The organism is Nocardia transvalensis NBRC 15921, from assembly GCF_000308875.1.
Lineage (GTDB): Bacteria > Actinomycetota > Actinomycetes > Mycobacteriales > Mycobacteriaceae > Nocardia > Nocardia transvalensis.
The window spans coordinates 26,415-42,969 of the sequence record NZ_BAGL01000038.1; the positions used below are offsets into that span (position 1 = coordinate 26,415).

Annotated in this window: 15 protein-coding genes; 10 read left to right on the plus strand and 5 right to left on the minus strand. The window is 69.8% G+C overall.

What is annotated here, in order from left to right:
* Nucleotides 1-27: 27 nt before the first annotated feature.
* Nucleotides 28-906 carry a UTP--glucose-1-phosphate uridylyltransferase gene (locus tag ON41_RS12095; RefSeq protein ID WP_040747674.1) on the minus strand — a complete coding sequence of 293 codons (879 nt, stop codon included), beginning with the start codon at nt 904-906 and terminating at the stop codon, nt 28-30.
* 272 nt (nt 907-1,178) lie between these two features.
* On the opposite strand from ON41_RS12095, the gene ON41_RS12100 reads away from it, so the two are divergent.
* The 3 genes from ON41_RS12100 to ON41_RS12110 all read left to right on the plus strand — a co-directional run bounded on the left by ON41_RS12100 (nt 1,179) and on the right by ON41_RS12110 (nt 6,574).
* Nucleotides 1,179-2,555, plus strand: coding sequence for a DNA polymerase IV (locus ON41_RS12100; RefSeq protein ID WP_246462043.1), 1,377 nt, complete (start codon nt 1,179-1,181; stop codon nt 2,553-2,555).
* Nucleotides 2,556-2,666: 111 nt separating this feature from the next.
* Nucleotides 2,667-3,167, plus strand: coding sequence for a WKL family lipoprotein (locus ON41_RS12105; RefSeq protein WP_051161272.1), 501 nt, complete (start codon nt 2,667-2,669; stop codon nt 3,165-3,167).
* Between the two features lie 149 nt (nt 3,168-3,316).
* Nucleotides 3,317-6,574, plus strand: a complete 3,258-nt coding sequence (locus tag ON41_RS12110; RefSeq protein ID WP_040747726.1) for an arabinosyltransferase domain-containing protein — start codon at nt 3,317-3,319, stop codon at nt 6,572-6,574.
* A 39-nt stretch (nt 6,575-6,613) separates the two neighbouring features.
* Here ON41_RS12110 and ON41_RS12115 read toward each other — a convergent pair whose 3' ends face one another.
* Together ON41_RS12115 and ON41_RS12120 are read right to left on the minus strand one after the other, a co-directional pair.
* Nucleotides 6,614-7,315 (minus strand): sensor domain-containing protein, encoded by a 702-nt coding sequence (locus ON41_RS12115; RefSeq protein ID WP_051161273.1) that lies wholly within the window; start codon nt 7,313-7,315, stop codon nt 6,614-6,616.
* Nucleotides 7,312-8,274: a hypothetical protein gene (locus ON41_RS12120; protein ID WP_373281341.1), complete on the minus strand. Its 963-nt coding sequence runs from the start codon at nt 8,272-8,274 to the stop codon at nt 7,312-7,314. The genes ON41_RS12115 and ON41_RS12120 overlap by 4 nt, the downstream gene beginning before the upstream one ends.
* 84 nt (nt 8,275-8,358) lie before the next feature.
* On the opposite strand from ON41_RS12120, the gene lspA reads away from it, so the two are divergent.
* The 3 genes from lspA to ON41_RS12135 are packed head-to-tail and all read left to right on the plus strand — an operon-like array spanning nt 8,359 to nt 10,560.
* The gene (gene lspA, locus ON41_RS12125; RefSeq protein ID WP_246462041.1) at nt 8,359-8,985 is read left to right on the plus strand and encodes a signal peptidase II; all 627 of its coding nucleotides are present in this window, start codon (nt 8,359-8,361) and stop codon (nt 8,983-8,985) included.
* Entirely contained in the window at nt 8,982-9,908 is a 927-nt protein-coding gene (locus ON41_RS12130; RefSeq protein WP_040747680.1) for an RluA family pseudouridine synthase, read from the plus strand. Before lspA ends, ON41_RS12130 begins: the two co-directional genes overlap by 4 nt.
* Complete coding sequence (locus ON41_RS12135) at nt 9,901-10,560, plus strand: hypothetical protein (RefSeq protein WP_174411321.1); 660 nt, start codon at nt 9,901-9,903, stop codon at nt 10,558-10,560. Before ON41_RS12130 ends, ON41_RS12135 begins: the two co-directional genes overlap by 8 nt.
* A gap of 105 nt (nt 10,561-10,665) precedes the next feature.
* Here the strand turns inward: ON41_RS12135 and ON41_RS12140 are convergent, their stop codons facing one another.
* Nucleotides 10,666-11,184, minus strand: a complete 519-nt coding sequence (locus ON41_RS12140) for a GNAT family N-acetyltransferase (protein ID WP_246829508.1) — start codon at nt 11,182-11,184, stop codon at nt 10,666-10,668.
* 13 nt (nt 11,185-11,197) lie between these two features.
* On the opposite strand from ON41_RS12140, the gene ON41_RS12145 reads away from it, so the two are divergent.
* The 4 genes from ON41_RS12145 (at nt 11,198) to rarD (ending at nt 16,100) form a co-directional block, all read left to right on the plus strand.
* A complete protein-coding gene (locus tag ON41_RS12145) occupies nt 11,198-11,764 on the plus strand; it encodes a helix-turn-helix domain-containing protein (protein ID WP_040747681.1) in 567 nt (188 codons plus the stop codon).
* A 62-nt stretch (nt 11,765-11,826) separates the two neighbouring features.
* The gene (locus ON41_RS12150) at nt 11,827-14,250 is read left to right on the plus strand and encodes a cation-translocating P-type ATPase (protein WP_040747682.1); all 2,424 of its coding nucleotides are present in this window, start codon (nt 11,827-11,829) and stop codon (nt 14,248-14,250) included.
* 101 nt (nt 14,251-14,351) lie between these two features.
* Nucleotides 14,352-15,170 carry a PhzF family phenazine biosynthesis protein gene (locus tag ON41_RS12155; RefSeq protein WP_040747683.1) on the plus strand — a complete coding sequence of 273 codons (819 nt, stop codon included), beginning with the start codon at nt 14,352-14,354 and terminating at the stop codon, nt 15,168-15,170.
* Between the two features lie 42 nt (nt 15,171-15,212).
* Entirely contained in the window at nt 15,213-16,100 is an 888-nt protein-coding gene (gene rarD, locus ON41_RS12160; RefSeq protein WP_040747684.1) for an EamA family transporter RarD, read from the plus strand.
* Between the two features lie 5 nt (nt 16,101-16,105).
* Here rarD and ON41_RS12165 read toward each other — a convergent pair whose 3' ends face one another.
* On the minus strand, nt 16,106-16,393 hold the full coding sequence (locus tag ON41_RS12165; protein WP_157185437.1) for a hypothetical protein: 288 nt from the start codon (nt 16,391-16,393) through the stop codon (nt 16,106-16,108).
* Between the last annotated feature and the right edge of the window lie 162 nt (nt 16,394-16,555).

Below are 16,555 nucleotides of genomic sequence, written 5' to 3' on the forward strand. Positions count from 1 at the left end.
CCGCCCGCCGCGACGTCAGCCCCGGCGTCAGCCGTTCACCAGGCCCCGCAGCACGGGGCCGTAGTCGGGATGGGTGAGTGCCGAGGCGAACTGCGCGACCAGGTAGTCCGCCGGATTGCCGGTGTCGTACCACTTGCCGCGGATGACCTGGCCGTAGACCGCGTTGGCGGCGGCGAAGGCGTTGATGGCGTCGGTCAGGTAGACCTCGCCGGTGCGGTGGTTGTACCACTCGGTGACCTGCTTGTGCAGTTCCTCGATGATGCCCGGCGTGACGACGTACCCGCCGATCGCGGCGTACGCCGAGGGCGCGTCCTCCGGCTTGGGCTTCTCGACCAGGCCGGTGATGCGCATCAGCCCGTGGTCGAAGGTCTCCTCGACCACCGGCACGCCGTAGCGCTTGGAGTCGGCGGGGTCCATCGGCAGCAGGGCCAGCACCGGCGAGTGGGTCTTGTTGTAGGCGTCGATGAGCTGCTGGGCGCGCGGCACCTCCGCCACGAAGACGTCGTCGGGCCACAGCACCAGCATCGGCTCGTCGCCGAGGGTGCGGGCGGCGTTCAATACGGGGGTGCCGTTGCCGTAGGGACCGTGCTGGTCGAGGTAGGTGATGTGGCCGAGGCGGCCGAGTTCGCCGACCTCCTCCACCGCGTCGGCATAGGCGGTCTTGCCGTCGGCGCGCAACTGCGCGACCAGTGCCGGATTGGGCCGGAAGTGGTCCTGGATCAACGACTTTCCGGCGCTCACCACGATGGTGATGTCGGTGATACCCGAGGCCACCAGCTCGCGGACCGTGTGCTCGATCACCGGCTTGTCGCCGACCGGTAGCATCTCCTTCGGGATGGCCTTGGTCAGCGGGAGCAGGCGGGAGCCGATTCCGGCGGCGGGGATCACGGCCTTGCGGATGGTCATGATCCGATCATCACATATCCACATCACCGTTCATGTCGGTAGCCGCGCGTAGATTTCCCCCTATGGACACCGCCTCCGACCCGGCTACGGCACCGCGCATGCCTGGTCGGAGCGCCTCTCCCCGGATCGCGCCCGGTCCCGGCGGCGTACCCGCTCGGCCCGGCGATTCGCAGAAACCTACCAGCAATTCGCCAGCTCCGGGAACGAGTTTGCGAGGGGGCTGTGAGGTTGGTGCGGGCGGGCGCGCCCGCCGCTGGGTGCTGCACATCGATATGGACGCCTTCTTCGCCTCGGTGGAGCAGCTCACCCGGCCGACCCTGCGGGGGCGGCCGGTGCTGGTGGGCGGGACCGGGCAGCGCGGGGTGGTGGCGGGGGCCAGTTACGAGTCGCGGGTGTTCGGGGCGCGGTCGGCGATGCCGATGCATCAGGCCAAGAGGCTGGTGGGGGTGACGGCGGTGGTGGTGCCGCCGCGCGGGGTGGTCTACGGCGAGGTGAGCGGGCAGGTCTTCGAGACGCTGCGCTCCCGCATCCCGGTCCTGGAGACCCTGTCGTTCGACGAGGCCTTCGGCGAGCCCGCCGAACTGGCCGGCGCCACCGCGGCCGAGGTGCTGGAATTCTGCGAGCACCTGCGCGCCCTGGTGCGGGAGCGCACGGGCTTGGTCGCGTCGGTCGGCGCGGGCACCGGCAAGCAACTCGCCAAGATCGCCTCCGGACTCGCGAAACCCGATGGCGTGCAGGTGGTTTCGCCCGCCGACCAGGAGGAGATGCTGTCCGCGCTGCCGGTGCGCAAGCTGTGGGGCATCGGCCCGGTGGCCGAGGGCAGGCTGCGCTCGGTCGGCATCGAGACGGTCGGCGCGTTCGCCGCCCTGCCCGAACAGGAGGCGGTCTCCCTGCTGGGCGGCAGCGTCGGCGCGGCGCTGCACCGGCTGGCCCGCGGCATCGACGACCGCCCGGTCGCCGAGCGCGCCGAGGCCAAGCAGATCAGCGCCGAGACCACGTACGAGAGCGATATCGTCACCCTCGCCCAGCTGCGCCCGGCGATCGAGGAGATGGCCGCGGCCGCGCACCGCCGCCTGACCGCCGACGGCCGCGCCGCCCGCACGGTGGTCCTGAAACTCCGCAAGGCCGATATGGGCATCGTGACGCGCTCGTTCACCCTGCCCTACGCCACCGGCGAGCTGTCCACCCTCACCGCCGCCGCCCTGCGCTCGGCCATCGATCCGGGCGAACTCGGCGCGATCCGGTTGGTGGGCGTGGGTTTCGGCGGTCTCTCCACGGTCCGCCAGGAGTCGCTGTTCCCCGAACTGGATCAGGCGCTCGCCGCCTCGGGACGTTCCGGCCGGGCGTCGCCCACAACCGATCCCGAAAGCGCCCTGGACGAATTCGTCGCGCCCGAACCGACTCTCGCGCCCGCCGCCGGCCCGGCGCCCGCGGTACCGCCCGCCACCCGGTCCTACACCACCGAATTCTGGTATCCGGGCCGCGATGTCGCGCACCGCGGGTACGGTCACGGCTGGGTGCAGGGCTCCGGACACGGCCGCGTGACCGTGCGTTTCGAGACGCGCTCGACAGGGCCCGGCCCGGCGTATACCTTTGCCGCCGATGACGTCGACCTGGCCCCGGCCGACCCGCTCCTTAGTCTTCGTTGAATTTCTCCGGGTAGCGTGAGGCCACTCGTGCAGCGCTGCCGGTCGGGTGGTAGCTGTCACGTACACGATTCGAACCAACTCGAACGCAAAGGACGAGCATTGAAGCTTCAGATGACTGGACGCATCGCGGTCGCCACCCTGGCCGTCGTGGCCGCGCTCGGCATGTCGGCCTGCGGCAGCGGTGACAAGAACGAGAGCTCGAAGCCCAAGACCTCGAGCAAGGCTGCTGCCACCTCGGCCGAGAACGTGCCGCCGGTGCCGACCGTCGAGGAGCTGAACACCGAGCTGGGGCAGGCACTGGACCCGAACGTCGCCGCGGAAGAGAAGATCCAGTACCTCGAGGACGGTCAGGAGGCCCTGCAGAAGGACCCCGACATGATCAAGAAGCTGACCGACGCGTACCAGCAGAACAACGCCAAGATCACGGTGACGAACGTCACATACCTCGGCGGCGACACGCTGACCGCGAAGGCCGACTTCTCCGTCAACGGCGGTGCGCCGAGCGAGGCGAGCGTCCCGTTCATCGCCCAGAACGGCAAGTGGGTGCTGGAGAAGAGCTGGGCCTGCGCCGGAATCCAGAACCTCGGCCAGGCGTCCCCCGCCTGCTCGTAACGGTTTTTTCTAGCCCTGACGGGGCCGATGCGCGCGTCGCGTCGGCCCCGCCGGGCCGGACGGGAAGTTAAGTGCAGGCTGAGAATTCGTTGGACGATTTCTCCGGTCACGAATCCGTCACGCTACGATCGGCCCCCGTGACGGACACGATGGTCAGGGCGGACGAGGCGCCCGCAGCAGGCGAGCAACCTCGGGCCGGCCGGCCTGGACGCGGAGGATGGGTCCAACCGGTGGCCCTGATCGCGGGATTGCTCGCGGCACTGCTCGCCATCGCGGTGCCGTTGTTACCGGTCAAGGTCGACAAGACCACACTGTCGTGGCCGCAGCAGGAATCGCCCCGCAGCATCACCGCGCCGCTGGTGTCCTACGCGCCGCTGACCTTCGACGCCACCATCCCCGGCCGCTCCCTGGCACAACTGGGTGAGCGCGGGGGACTGGCCGCGGCGACCATGCCGGCGCAGGCGCCCGACCTCGAGAAGTACGGCTTCGCCGCGCGGGTGCGCCCCGCGCAGGGCGACCGCGACGCCCGGCTCGAGGTGATACTGCGCAGCCAGTCGATATTCAACGTCCCGCTGGACGGGCTCGCCGGCGCCACGCTCACGGTGCACTCCACCATGACCACGACCACCGCGGAACTCGCGGGGACCGGCACGAAACCGGTTGTGCTGTACGGCGATTTCCGCCCGCAGCTGGTGGGCGTGTTCAGCGATCTGCCCAACGCCGACGGAGCCTCGGTGACCGCGGAGGTGGACAGCCGGTTCTCGGTCGTCCCGACCGTCGCCAAGCGCGCCGCCACCGTGCTCGCGGTGCTGCTGGCCCTGGTATCGCTGGCCGCCCTGTTCCGGCTGGACCGGTTCGACGGCCGCCGGGTGAAGCGGCTGCTGCCGCAGCGGTGGTGGTCGTTCACCAGGGTCGACGCGATCGTCCTCGGCGCGCTGGTGGTCTGGCACTTCATCGGCTCCACCACCTCCGACGACGGCTATCAGTTCGGTATGGCCCGCACGTCGCTGGTGTCCGGCTATATGGCCAACTACTTCCGGTTCTTCGGCGTGCCCGAGAACCCCGTCGGCACACCGCCGTACGACGTGATCGCGCATATGACGGAGCTCAGCACGGCCAGCCCGTGGATGCGGCTGCCCACGCTGCTCGCCGGCGTCATCACGTGGCTGGCGCTGAGCCGGGAGGTGATCCCGCGGCTCGGGGTGGCGGTGCGCCACGACAAAGTCGCGGTGTGGACCGGGGCGCTGGGCTTCCTCGCGGTGTGGCTGCCCTACAACAACGGGCTGCGCCCGGAGCCGGTGATCGCGGTCGCCGTGCTGCTCACCTGGTGTTTCGTGGAGCGATCCATCGCGATGCGGCGGCTGTTGCCGTACGCGATCGCCATCATGATCGCCGCGTTCAGCCTCACCGCGGCGCCCTCGGGCGTGATCTGCCTGGCGCCACTGCTGGCCGGGGCCCGCTCGGTGGTGCGCTTCAGTATCCGCCGGGCCCGTGAACTGGCGAATCCCGAAGGCGCCGAACGGGTCTCGTGGTGGTCGTGGGCTCGCGCCTACGGCGCCCTGCTGGCCCCGCTGGCCGCGGCCGGAACCCTGGTGCTGGTCTTCGCCTTCGGTGTCGAACCGCTCTCGGCGATGTTCGAGATGAAGCGGGTGCACAACGCGGTCGGCCCGTCGGTGCCCTGGTTCGACGACTACCTGACCTATCAGTGGCTGTTCATGCCCACCGCCGACGGGTCGATCGGGCGGCGCTTCGGCATCGTCGCGATGTGGCTCGGCCTGCTCGTGTGCGCCTTCGTGATGCTGCGCAAGGGTGGCCGCATCCCGTTCGTCGCGGCCGGGCCTGCGAAGCGGCTGCTGGGCATCACCTTCGGCGCCATGCTGCTGATGGCGACCGTCCCGACCAAGTTCACCCACCACAACGGCATCTACGCCGGCCTGGCGGGCGCGGTCGCGGTGGTCACCGCGGTGGCGGTGGGCCCGCGCGTGATGCGGGCGCCGCGCTATCGGGCGCTGTTCGCGGCGATCGTCGCGGTGGCGATGGCGCAGATCTTCACCAGCGTCAACGAGTGGTGGTACGTCTCGAGCTACGGCATTCCGTGGTGGGACGCGGCGCCGTCGATCGGCGGCGTCGGGCTGAGCAAGGTCTTCCTGATCATCGCCGTCCTGTGCCTGTTCCTCGCCGCCTGGTGGCACGTGCGAGCGCCGGAACCCGGTACGCCGCACCGGATTTCGCCCCGCGCCTGGCGGCTGGTGAAGATCCCGCCGCTGACCGTGGTGGCGGCGTTGCTGGTGATCTTCGAGGTCGGCTCGTTCGCCAAGGGCGCGATCACCCAGTATCCGGCGTTCTCGCTGGCCCGCTCGAATATCGACGCGGTGCTGGGCGAGCCGTGCGGACTGGCCAACGACGTGCTGGTCGAGACCGATCCGAACGCGTCGATGCTGACCCCGCTGAACGGCGATCCGGTTGGCACGTTCACCGGCAACGCCACCGAGTACGTGCCCAACGGCGTCGGCGACCTGACTCCCGACGATCAGCCCGCGGGCAATTCCAGCAGTATCGCCAACGCCTTCAACGACAAGTCGGACGGCAGCACCGGCACCCAGACCGGCGGCGCGCCACTGCCTTTCGGGCTCGCGTCCAACACTCCCGAACTGGGCACCAACGGGCAGCAGGGTGCGGCCGAACTCACCACCGGCTGGTACAAGCTGCCGGATCCGGCCGATCGCAACGGGATCGTGGCGATCACCGCGGCGGGCCGCTTCCGCGCCATCACCCAGGACGGTTCGGTCATGCCCGGGCAGCCGATCGATATCGAGTACGGCACCGCGGATTCGCCGAATTCGGCCAAGTCGCTGGGCACGGTGATGCCGATCGATATCGGCCCGACGCCGTCGTGGCGGAATCTGCGGGTCCCGCTCGATCAGATTCCCGCAAACGCCGACGCGATCCGCATCGTGGCCAAGGACAAGTCCCTGGACCCCAAGCAGTGGATGGCGCTGACCCCGCCGCGGATCCCGCAGACCCGCACGGCCAACGAGCTGATGGGTTCGAAGGATCCGGTGCTGCTCGACTGGGCGGTGGGCCTGCAGTTCCCGTGCCAGCGCCCGTTCGACCACAAGGACGGCATCGCCCAGGTCCCCGGCTGGCGCATCCTGCCCGACCGCCCCGCCGCCCACGACACCAACCTGTGGGAGAGCCACGACGGCGGCGGCCCCCTCGGCTGGAGCCAGCAACTCCTGCGCACCGAAACCCTCGCCACCTACCTGAAGGACGACTGGAGCCAGGACTGGGGCGAACTCCAGCGCCTGACCCCCATCGATTCCTCAGCGGCCCTTGCTGACCCGGTGGTGACGCAGGAAACCCATACGGGCCTGTGGAACCCGGGCCCGATCAACACGGCCTGGTAGGAGGAGACGCGACGTTCCGGCCTCGAGCCGGAACGTCGCTCAGGGACCCAGCACGCCCTGCAACCGCCCCACCTGCGCCGCAACGAGATTGTGTAGGGCCCCCGGATCGACGGGCTGGGGCGAGGTTTCGGCGACCTGGACCACGGTGCTGCCCACCAGGACCAGTGCCGCCGCCGAATACAACGACATGCCCTGGCTGCTGGTGTGCACCTGGAAGGCGGTCGAGGCGTCCCCGGTGCGCGGCTGGTCGAGCCCGCTGACCTTGTAGTCGACGGCGATGCCGTCCGCATCGGTGCCCGAGTAGGAGGTGCACTGCCGCAGCAGCTGCTGCACGGACGAGAACGCCTGTCCCGCACCGTTGCCCGGATAGCTCGCGGCATCGATGTCGATACTCGCGAAGTCCGGCGTCGAATAGTTCACCGTGCCATGGGCACTCGCGCCCGGCACCTGATCGGTCACCGCGGCGAGCACCTTCCCGCACGCGGCCGGATCGGTGCGGGAGTGGTCCTGTGCCGCCCCGCCGCCGTTGCCGGGTGACCCGTCGTCGAGCTGGGTGTAGCCGGGCGGGAGATCGGCCACGGTCAGCAATTTCGCCTGCAGCGCCGCGGAATCGGTGATCGCGGGCGCGGTCACCGGCGGCGGCGTCACGGCGCCGAGTCCGGATGTCGAATCATGGTCCTGCGAACCGCATCCGGCCGCGCACAGCGCCAGCCCGGCCAGCAGTCCGCCGACTCGCCTCACTCGCCCCATTGCACCTGCGTGCTGATGTTCTGCCGCAGCATGACCGCGCTGCTGGGATCCTTGTAGAACTGCCGTCCGCCGACCGTCACGGACCCCGAAACCGGCAGCGGCAGGCCGAGATCCACCGTGATGGTGCCCGAGCCGTGCATCAGGTAGTCGGCGATGTCGAGCGTGCCGGCGTTGTTGGGTAGCTGCCACTCGGCGGTCTTCGGCGTCTGCGTGACGTCCAGCTCGATGGTCAGCAGATTGCCCTCGCGCCGGGTCAGGGTCGCCGTCGTCACCTGGTCGAGCGGGACGCCGCTGGACACCTGCTGATGCACCGTCCACACCGCGCCCTCGCCGACCGGTTCGGTCGGGAACGCCACCGACTGGTACACCGCCTGATAGAAAGCCTGTTCCAGAGCCGCGCGGGCGGCGTCGGGAGTGGCGGCCGTGGGTTCCATCCGCAGCGCGGTGATCGCGCCCAGCTCGCTCATCTCGAATCCGGCGTGCGAGCCGTCGGCCGACTGCAACTGCCTGGCCAGGTTCGGATCGGTGGAACTCGGACTGCCCAGCGTCAGGTCGACGCCCTCGCGTTCGGTCCGCGCGGTGAGCGGGATCCGCATCGAGGGCGGCGAGAAGTCGCGCGCCGCCTGATCGTTGATCTGCTGTTCGATGTGGTGGACGGTCCGCAGCGTGACCTGCTGGGAGGTGCCGATCTCGTAGCCGGGCCGCAGCAGATCGCGCGGCTCCTCGCCGGGCCGGACGACGGAGGTGACCGTCGCCGAGATCGGCACGGTGACCTCCTTCCCTAGTCCGGACGGTTCGACGTCGGGGTCGGCCGAGGACTCGGACGAGTCGCTGCAGCCGACACCCAGTGCCGACAGCGCGACCGTGAGCACGACCAGCCACACGCCCGATCGGACGGACCGGGCGGTCGAGGACGGCCGCGCGCAGGCGCGGGGAGGAGGAGGCAACACCGTCACGTCGAACAGGGTACGACCGGTTCCTGAAAATCTGCTGGGACGCTACGGGCGACAGCGGCGCTATCGGGATAAGGGATGATGTCAGCTGTGAGTACCGACCGGCCGAGCGACGAGCACCCCGACCAGCACGATGACGGACCGCGCGACACCGTCGCGCAGGACGCCGCCCCGGCTGCCCGCCCGGCGCGGCGGCTACCCGCCCTGTTGCTGGTCGCCGCCGCCGTTTTCGCCCTCGACCTGGGCAGTAAGGCGCTGGTCGTCGCGAAAATGACGCCGGGCGAGCCGATCTCGATCATCGGCGACGTGGTCCGGCTGAGTGTGGTGCGCAACCCGGGCGCGGCGTTCTCGATGGCCACCGGCATGACCTGGCTGCTGACGCTGGTCGCTGCCGCCGTGGTCGTCGGGGTGATCCGGATCGGGCGCTCGCTGCGGTCGGTGGGCTGGGCGATCGGGCTGGGCCTGGTGCTGGGCGGCGCGGTCGGCAATCTGGTCGACCGGCTGTTCCGGGCGCCCGGACCGCTGCAGGGGCATGTGGTCGACTTCATCGCGGTCACCAAGTGGTGGCCGGTGTTCAACGTGGCCGACTCCTCGATCGTGTGCGGCGCGATCCTGCTGGTCGCGCTGACGCTGTTCGGATTCGAACCCGACGGCACCCGCGCCCGGCAGCACGACGAGGCCGGCTCGGCGGCGGGGGACAAGGCATGAGGGAGACCCGCGCCATGCCGGTGCCGGACGGTCTCGACGGGTTGCGCGTGGACGCCGGGCTGTCGCGGCTGCTGGGCCTGTCACGGACCGCCGTGGCCGCGCTCGCCGAGGAGGGTTCCGTCCAGATCGACGGCGCGCCGGTCGGCAAGTCGGACCGGCTGGTCGGCGGCGCCTGGCTGGAGGTCGAGTTCCCGGAGCCCAAGCGCGAGCTGCGGGTGGAGGCCACACCGGTGGAGGGGATGAAGATCCTCTACGCCGACGACGACATCGTCGCGGTCGACAAGCCGGTCGGCGTGGCGGCGCACACGGGCGTGGGCTGGTCGGGGCCGACCGTGGTGGGCGGGCTGGCCTCGATGGGCTACCGCATCTCCACCTCGGGCGCGCACGAGCGCCAGGGCATCGTGCACCGGCTGGACGTCGGCACCTCCGGGGTGATGGTGGTGGCGCAGTCCGAGCACGCGTACACCGTGCTCAAGCGCGCGTTCAAGTACCGCACGGTCGAGAAGCGCTATCACGCGCTGGTGCAGGGCCACCCGGATCCGTCCAGCGGGACCATCGACGCGCCGATCGGCCGCGCCCGCGGCAACGACTGGAAGTTCGCGGTGACCGCGGACGGCCGGCCCAGCGTCACCCACTACGACACCGTGGAGGCCTTCCAGGCGGCGAGCCTGCTCGACATCCACCTGGAAACCGGCCGCACCCATCAGATCCGGGTGCACTTCTCGGCGGTCCGGCACCCCTGCTGTGGCGATCTCACCTACGGCGCGGACCCCCGGCTGGCCGAGCGGCTCGGGCTGGAGCGGCAGTGGCTGCACGCCCGCTCCCTCGGTTTCGCCCACCCCGCCGACGGCCGCTGGCTCGAGATCACCAGCGAGTACCCCGCCGACCTGGAGCACGCCCTCGACGTCCTGCGCCGTGCGTGAACGGCTGCGGACGGCCGCAATCCTCACTGCCGCCGTCCTCGCCGTCGCCCTGATCGTCCTGCTCGGCTGGGCGAACCCGCCCCGCCCGAGCGTCGTCTCGACCGACCGGCTGGGCCCGGAGAACGGTGAGCCGGTCGCCGATTACCTTGCGCGAGTACGGGATTCGCTCGCCGCCGCGGATAACGACCAGCACTGGGCCCTGGTGTCCTTCGGCACCGGCGTCCCCGCCGACCAGCTCCCGCGGTCCGCCGCGGGCCTGCGCATCTCCCACGTGCTCTACCACGTCCCCATCGACCGTGTGTACACCCCGCCCATCGACGTCCCGGTCCCCGCGGGCGATGCCGCCACCCTCGCATCCCTGGCGGCCGCGGCAGGCGCGATGGACAACTCCCAGCCCGCCGACGACCGCGCCGCCCGCACGGCCCGGGTGGTCGCCGCCCGCCTCCACGCCGCCTGCCCCTGCGCCGTCGGCCTCGTCGTCCGCGCCACCCCACCCCAACTCCGAGACCTCGCCACGCACAACAGCATTCGCGCCGTCGAGGCACTTCCTCCCGATGCCGCCGCGGGTGCTTTTACGGTGGTGCCGCTGCTCCCGGAGCAACAAGAAACGACCGCCCCAGGGCCGGATGATGGGCCTGTGCCGGATCGGTGAGGCCCCGGCCAAAAGCGTGCCGGGGAAATGATCGAGGGGTGCGGGGACGTGATCGAGGGCTCGTTCTCTTGTTTCCGGCACGCTTTTGGCCGGAAACCAACGTCCTCACAAACTGAGCTGAAGAAGCATGGTGTCTATCCACCGCTCGTGCTTGAACCCCACCCGCCGCAACTTCCCCGCGTCAGCGAACCCGCGACTGCGATGCAGGGCGGGGGAGGCCGGGTTGCCGCTGTCGGCGATCACCGCGATGACCTCGCGCAGATCCTGTGACCGGCAGGCCGCCAGCAACTCGTCGAGCAATCGTCCCCCGAGCCCGCGACCGAGCGCCCAGGGCGCGAGATAGATCGAATTCTCCACCGTCTGCCGGTAGGCGGGCCGCTGCTTCCACGGCGAGCAGTACGTGTACCCGGCGATCCGCCCGTCCTCCTCCGCCACGAGAAACGGCAGCCCGGCGCGCTCGATCCCGTCGAACCTGCGCCGCCATTCGGCGAGGTCGGGAGCCTGCAACTCGAAGGTGGCCACGGTGTCGCGGACGTAGTGCGCGTAGATCTCGGTGACCTCGGGCAGGTCGGCCGCGCGACCCGCCCGCACCACCCACGTTTTCGCTATAGAAGAATCAGTCACTACTATAGTGTAGATGGACCTAGTCGCACTCGGCCAGCGCATTCAGCACCTGCGGCACGACCGGGGCCTGACCTTGCAGGCCCTCGCCGACCTCTCCGCGGTGAGCGTGAGCATGCTCTCAGCGGTCGAACGCGGCGACAAGGCCCCGACGGTGGTGGTTCTCGACCGCATAGCCACCGGCCTGGGCCTCCGCCTCGCGGCGCTACTGTCCGCACCGGACGACGAGCGAATCATCCTGCGCCGCGCCGCGGACCAGGACGTCGTCACCGAATCCGGCTGGCAGCGAACGATTCTCACCCCCGTGGTCCCGGGCGTGAACTTCGAATGGATCCGCACCACCCTCCCCGCGGGCTGCGTCCCCGGCGAATACCCCTCCTACGCACCGGGTTCCCACGAGTTCATCTACGCCGAATCCGGTACCGTCACCCTCACCGTCGACGGCGACCGCGTCATCGACCTCACCCCCGGCGACTCCCTCTACCTGGCCGCCGACAGCACCCTCCACTACGCCAACCACACCCCCCACCCCTGCACCTACTACGTCGCCGCCCTGATCATGCGTCCCCGCAGCCCCCGCTGACCGCGGGGTGCGCGAACGCCTGGTTACGGGGCGGAGGGGGCCGGACGTTCTAGGCTGTCGTCATGTCGATCACCGAGCAGGCGGCACGCGCCCCCGGTCTGTCCGCGTCCGAGGTCGAGCAGCGCGTCCGCGACGGGCAGACCAACGACGTGCCGGACCGGGCCAGCCGCTCGGTCGCCGACATCGTCCGGGCCAACGTCTTCACCCGGATCAACGCGATCCTCGGCGTCCTGTTCATCCTGGTCCTGGCCACCGGGTCGATCATCGACGGGATGTTCGGCCTGCTGATCGTGGCCAACAGCGTCGTCGGCATCGTGCAGGAACTGCGCGCCAAGCAGACGCTGGACAAGCTCGCCATCGTCGGCCAGGCCCGGCCGACGGTGCGCCGCGGTGGTACGCCGGAGACCATCGCGCCCTCCGACGTGGTCCTCGACGACCTGATCGAACTCGGCCCCGGCGACCAGATCGTCGTCGACGGCGAGGTGCTCGAGTCCGAACTGCTCGAGATCGACGAGTCCCTGCTCACCGGTGAGGCCGACCCGATCGACAAAGGCGTTGGCGCGCAGGTCATGTCGGGCAGCTACGTGGTGTCCGGCTCGGGCGCCTACCGTGCCACGAAGGTCGGCCGCGACGCCTACGCCGCCAAGCTCGCCTCCGAGGCCAGCAAGTTCACCCTGGTCAACTCGGAACTGCGCAACGGCATCAACACCATCCTGAAGGTCATCACCTACCTGCTGATCCCGGCGGGCCTGGTGACCATCTACAACCAGCTGTTCTCCAGCCACGAGTCCTGGCGCGAGGCCCTCAACGGCATGGTGGCGGCCCTGGTGCCGATGGTGCCCGAGGGCCTGGTGCTGATGACCTCGATCGCGTTCGCCGTCGGCGTCGTCCGGCTCGGCCAGCGCAAATGCCTGGTCCAGGAGTTGCCGGCCATCGAGGGTCTGGCCCGCGTCGACGTGGTCTGCGCCGACAAGACCGGCACGCTCACCGAGAACGGTATGCGGCTGTCGGAACTGCGCACCGTGGGCGACGTCCCGGAGCAGGGTCTGCGGGATGTGCTGGCCGCCATGGCCTCCGACGATCCGCGCCCGAACGCCAGCGTCGCGGCCATCGCCGAGGCGCTGCCCGACTCCCCGGGCTGGCGGCACACCGCGATCGCGCCGTTCTCCTCGGCCAAGAAGTGGAGCGGATTCTCCTACGGCGAGCACGGGAACTGGCTGCTGGGCGCCCCCGACGTGCTGCTGGACCCGGAGTCCGAGGCCGCCGCCACCGCACAGGACATCGGCTCCCAGGGCCTGCGCGTGCTGCTACTCGCGTCCAGCGACGGCCCGGTGGACGCGCCGGGCGCGCCGGGCACGGTCACTCCGCAGGCGCTGGTCGTGCTGGAGCAGAAGGTGCGTCCCGACGCCCGGCAGACGCTGGAATACTTTGCGAGCCAGGACGTCTCGATCAAGGTGATCTCCGGCGACAACGCCGTCTCGGTCGGCGCGGTGGCCTCCTCGCTGGGCCTGACCGGCGGCAATCACGCCGTGGACGCCCGCACCCTGCCCACCGGCCGCGGCGAACTCGCCGACGTCCTCGACCACGAGACCACCTTCGGCCGCGTGCGCCCCGACCAGAAACGCGCGATGGTCGGCGCCCTGCAGTCGCGCGGGCACACCGTCGCCATGACCGGCGACGGCGTCAACGACGTCCTCGCCCTGAAGGACGCCGATATCGGCGTGGCGATGGGCGCGGGCAGCCCGGCCACCCGCGCGGTGGCGCAGATCGTGCTGCTGGACAACAAGTTCGCCACGCTGCCGTACGTGGTCGGCGAGGGCCGCCGGGTGATCGGCAATATCGAGCGCGTCTCGAATCTGTTCCTCACCAAGACCGTCTACTCGGTGCTGCTGGCCTTCCTGGTCGGCGTCGTCGGCATCGGCTCGCAGCTGTTCCACTACGACCCTGTCCCGTACCCGTTCCTGCCCCGGCACGTCACCATCGCCGCCTGGTTCACGATCGGCATCCCGGCGTTCATCCTCTCGCTCGCTCCCAACAACGAAAGGGCGCGAACGGGTTTCGTGCCCCGCGTGCTCCGGCTGGCGATCCCGTCGGGCCTGGTGATCGGCGTCATGACGTTCATCGCCTACCTGATCGCCTACCAGGGCGCGGAGCAGAGCGAGACCGAGAAGGTCCAGGCGGGCACCACGGCGCTGATCACGCTGCTGATCATCGCGGTGTGGGTGCTGGCGATCGTGGCGCGGCCGTGGACGTGGTGGAAGGTCGTGCTGATCGCGGGTTCGGTCACCGGCTACCTGATCCTGTTCACCGTCCCGTTCACCCGGCACTTCTTCAAACTCGACCCGTCCAACGCGACACTGACCGGCACCGCGGCCGTCTGCGGCGTGATCGGCATCGTGCTGGTCGAGGTGGCGTGGTGGCTGAGCGCGTCGCCGGCGGGGGAGAAGCGGCGCCTGATGCCGAATTCGCCGGGCGAAAACGGCTGATGTCAGCCGTTTTTCGAGCGGCGTAACTGGTCGGGTGCTATGGCGCGCCGTGAATGGCCTTGTCACGCGTGTCTATTGGGAACGCGGGTACCTTCGGCAGTATGGAGGTCCTGCTGCATCAGATCGATGCGTTCGCCGAGGCGCCGTTCACGGGTAATCCCGCGGCGGTGATGCCTCTGCCGTTCTGGCTACCCGACGAGTTGCTGCAGCACTTGGCCGAGGAGAACAACCTCGCCGAGACCGCCTTCTACACCTCCGCCCTCCCCACGGCGGCCGGGCCGGTCCCGGGCGAGGGTCCGGCATTCCATCTGCGCTGGTTCACCCCCGCGGTGGAGGTCGACATGTGCGGGCACGCCACCCTCGCGTCGGCCGCGCAGATCCTGGAGGATATGCACCCCGGCGCCGACCGCGTGCATTTCTACACCCGCAGCGGCTGGCTGACGGTCGACCACACCGACGACGACGAACTGATCCTCGATCTGCCCGCCGTCGCCTCGCTGGACGTGGTGGCCGATCCGGACCTGATCGACGCGCTGGGCGTGCGCCCGCTGCGCACACTCACCGGCCAGGACGAGGTGATCATCGTCGCCACCGAACAGGAGGTGCGCGACGCCCGCCCGAATCTCTCCGCCTTCCCGAAGCTGGCCCGCGGCGCCGTCCTCACGGCCCCCGGCGACACCGCCGACTTCGTCTCCCGCTTCTTCGCCCCCGGCGCCGGCATCCCCGAGGACCCGGTCACCGGCTCCGCCCATGCCCAGCTCACCCCCATCTGGTCCCGAGACTTCGGCCGCGCCGACCTCACCGCCCACCAACTGTCCAAGCGCGGCGGCCGCCTCCGCTGCACCCTCGCCGGAGACCGAGTCCTCCTCACCGGCCGCTGTCATCGGTATATGGACGGGGTTGTGCAGCTCCCGGATTGACGCCCTCGACAACCCCTGCCGATCGGAAGTACCGTCTTTTCAGTGCAATTCCGTTGGGGAGTGCCCGTCGGCGCGAGCGCCTATTTGATGTGGGGCGCGTTCCCGGCGTTCTTCGGAGTGCTGGAGTTCGCGAATCCGGGCGAGATCGTGGCACAGCGGATCCTCTGGACGCTGGTCGTGGTGCTGATCGTCCTGCTGCTCGCCGGCCGTCTCCGCGAACTGCGTGCCATCGATGCCAGGACCTGGCGGCTGGCCGCGGTTGCGGGCGCGGCGATCGCGCTCAACTGGGGCGTCTATGTTTTCGGCGTCACCACCGGCCACGTCGTCGAGTGTGCCCTCGGATATTTCATCAACCCGCTGGTGACCGTGCTGTTCGGGGTGGTGTTGTTCCGGGAGCGGCTGGTCTGGGCGCAGTGGCTGGCGCTGGCCCTGGGCGCCACCGCGGTCGTGGTGCTGACCGTCGACTACGGCAAACCGCCGTGGATCGCGCTCGTCCTGGCCTGCTCGTTCGCCACCTACGGCCTGGTCAAGAAGGTGATCCGGCTGGACCCCCTGCGCAGCGTCGCCGCGGAGGGGCTGGTCTCGGCCCCGTTCGCGCTGACCGTGGCGATCGCGTTCGCGGTCACCGGGCACGCGGCCTTCGGCGAGAGCCCCGGCCACACCGCGCTGATGATGTCCACGGGCCCGGTCACGCTGATACCGCTACTACTGTTCGCCTTCGCCGCGGGCCGAGTCCCACTGTCGACCATGGGAATCCTCCAATACCTCACTCCCGCACTGCAGATGGCGTGGGGCGTGCTGGTGGGCCACGAGCCGATGCCCGCTTCCCGCTGGGCCGGTTTCGGCCTCATCTGGATGGCGCTGGCGGTTTTCACCACGGACGCACTACGCCGCGCTCGCCGTGTCTCCCGCGTCCCCGTCTCCCGCTAGGAGTCCTAGCGGCTGGGGGCAATGCTGCAGACGACTTCGGGCTGGTTGCGACCCTGGCCGTCGCGTGGTTGCTCGCGGGTGACGCATTCCACGGTATCCACGCGCTGGTCCGTGTCGGCTTGATCGTCGTATCCGGCGGCGAACATGGTGACCGTCGAAATCAGCAGAAGGCCCATCGCGCACATGGTGACGACTACCCGCCGCGTCGGCACGGTTGCCGGGCCGTCCTGCCCAGGTGAACCATCCGTCGACGGGCGGCGGGGTGATCCGATCGCCAGCGTCAGTTCCTCCATGCTGAGCAAAGTCCGCTCCGCCACGATGTCCTCCCGGTCGCCGATTCTGTCTGTGTCGGAAGTACTGTCGCGTCCTCGGCATAGGAAATCCTCAACACAACCTTGTGGGCCTGTTGTCGTGCGGTGCCCGGCCATGTGCGACCGCCTATTCGGGGCTGTGCG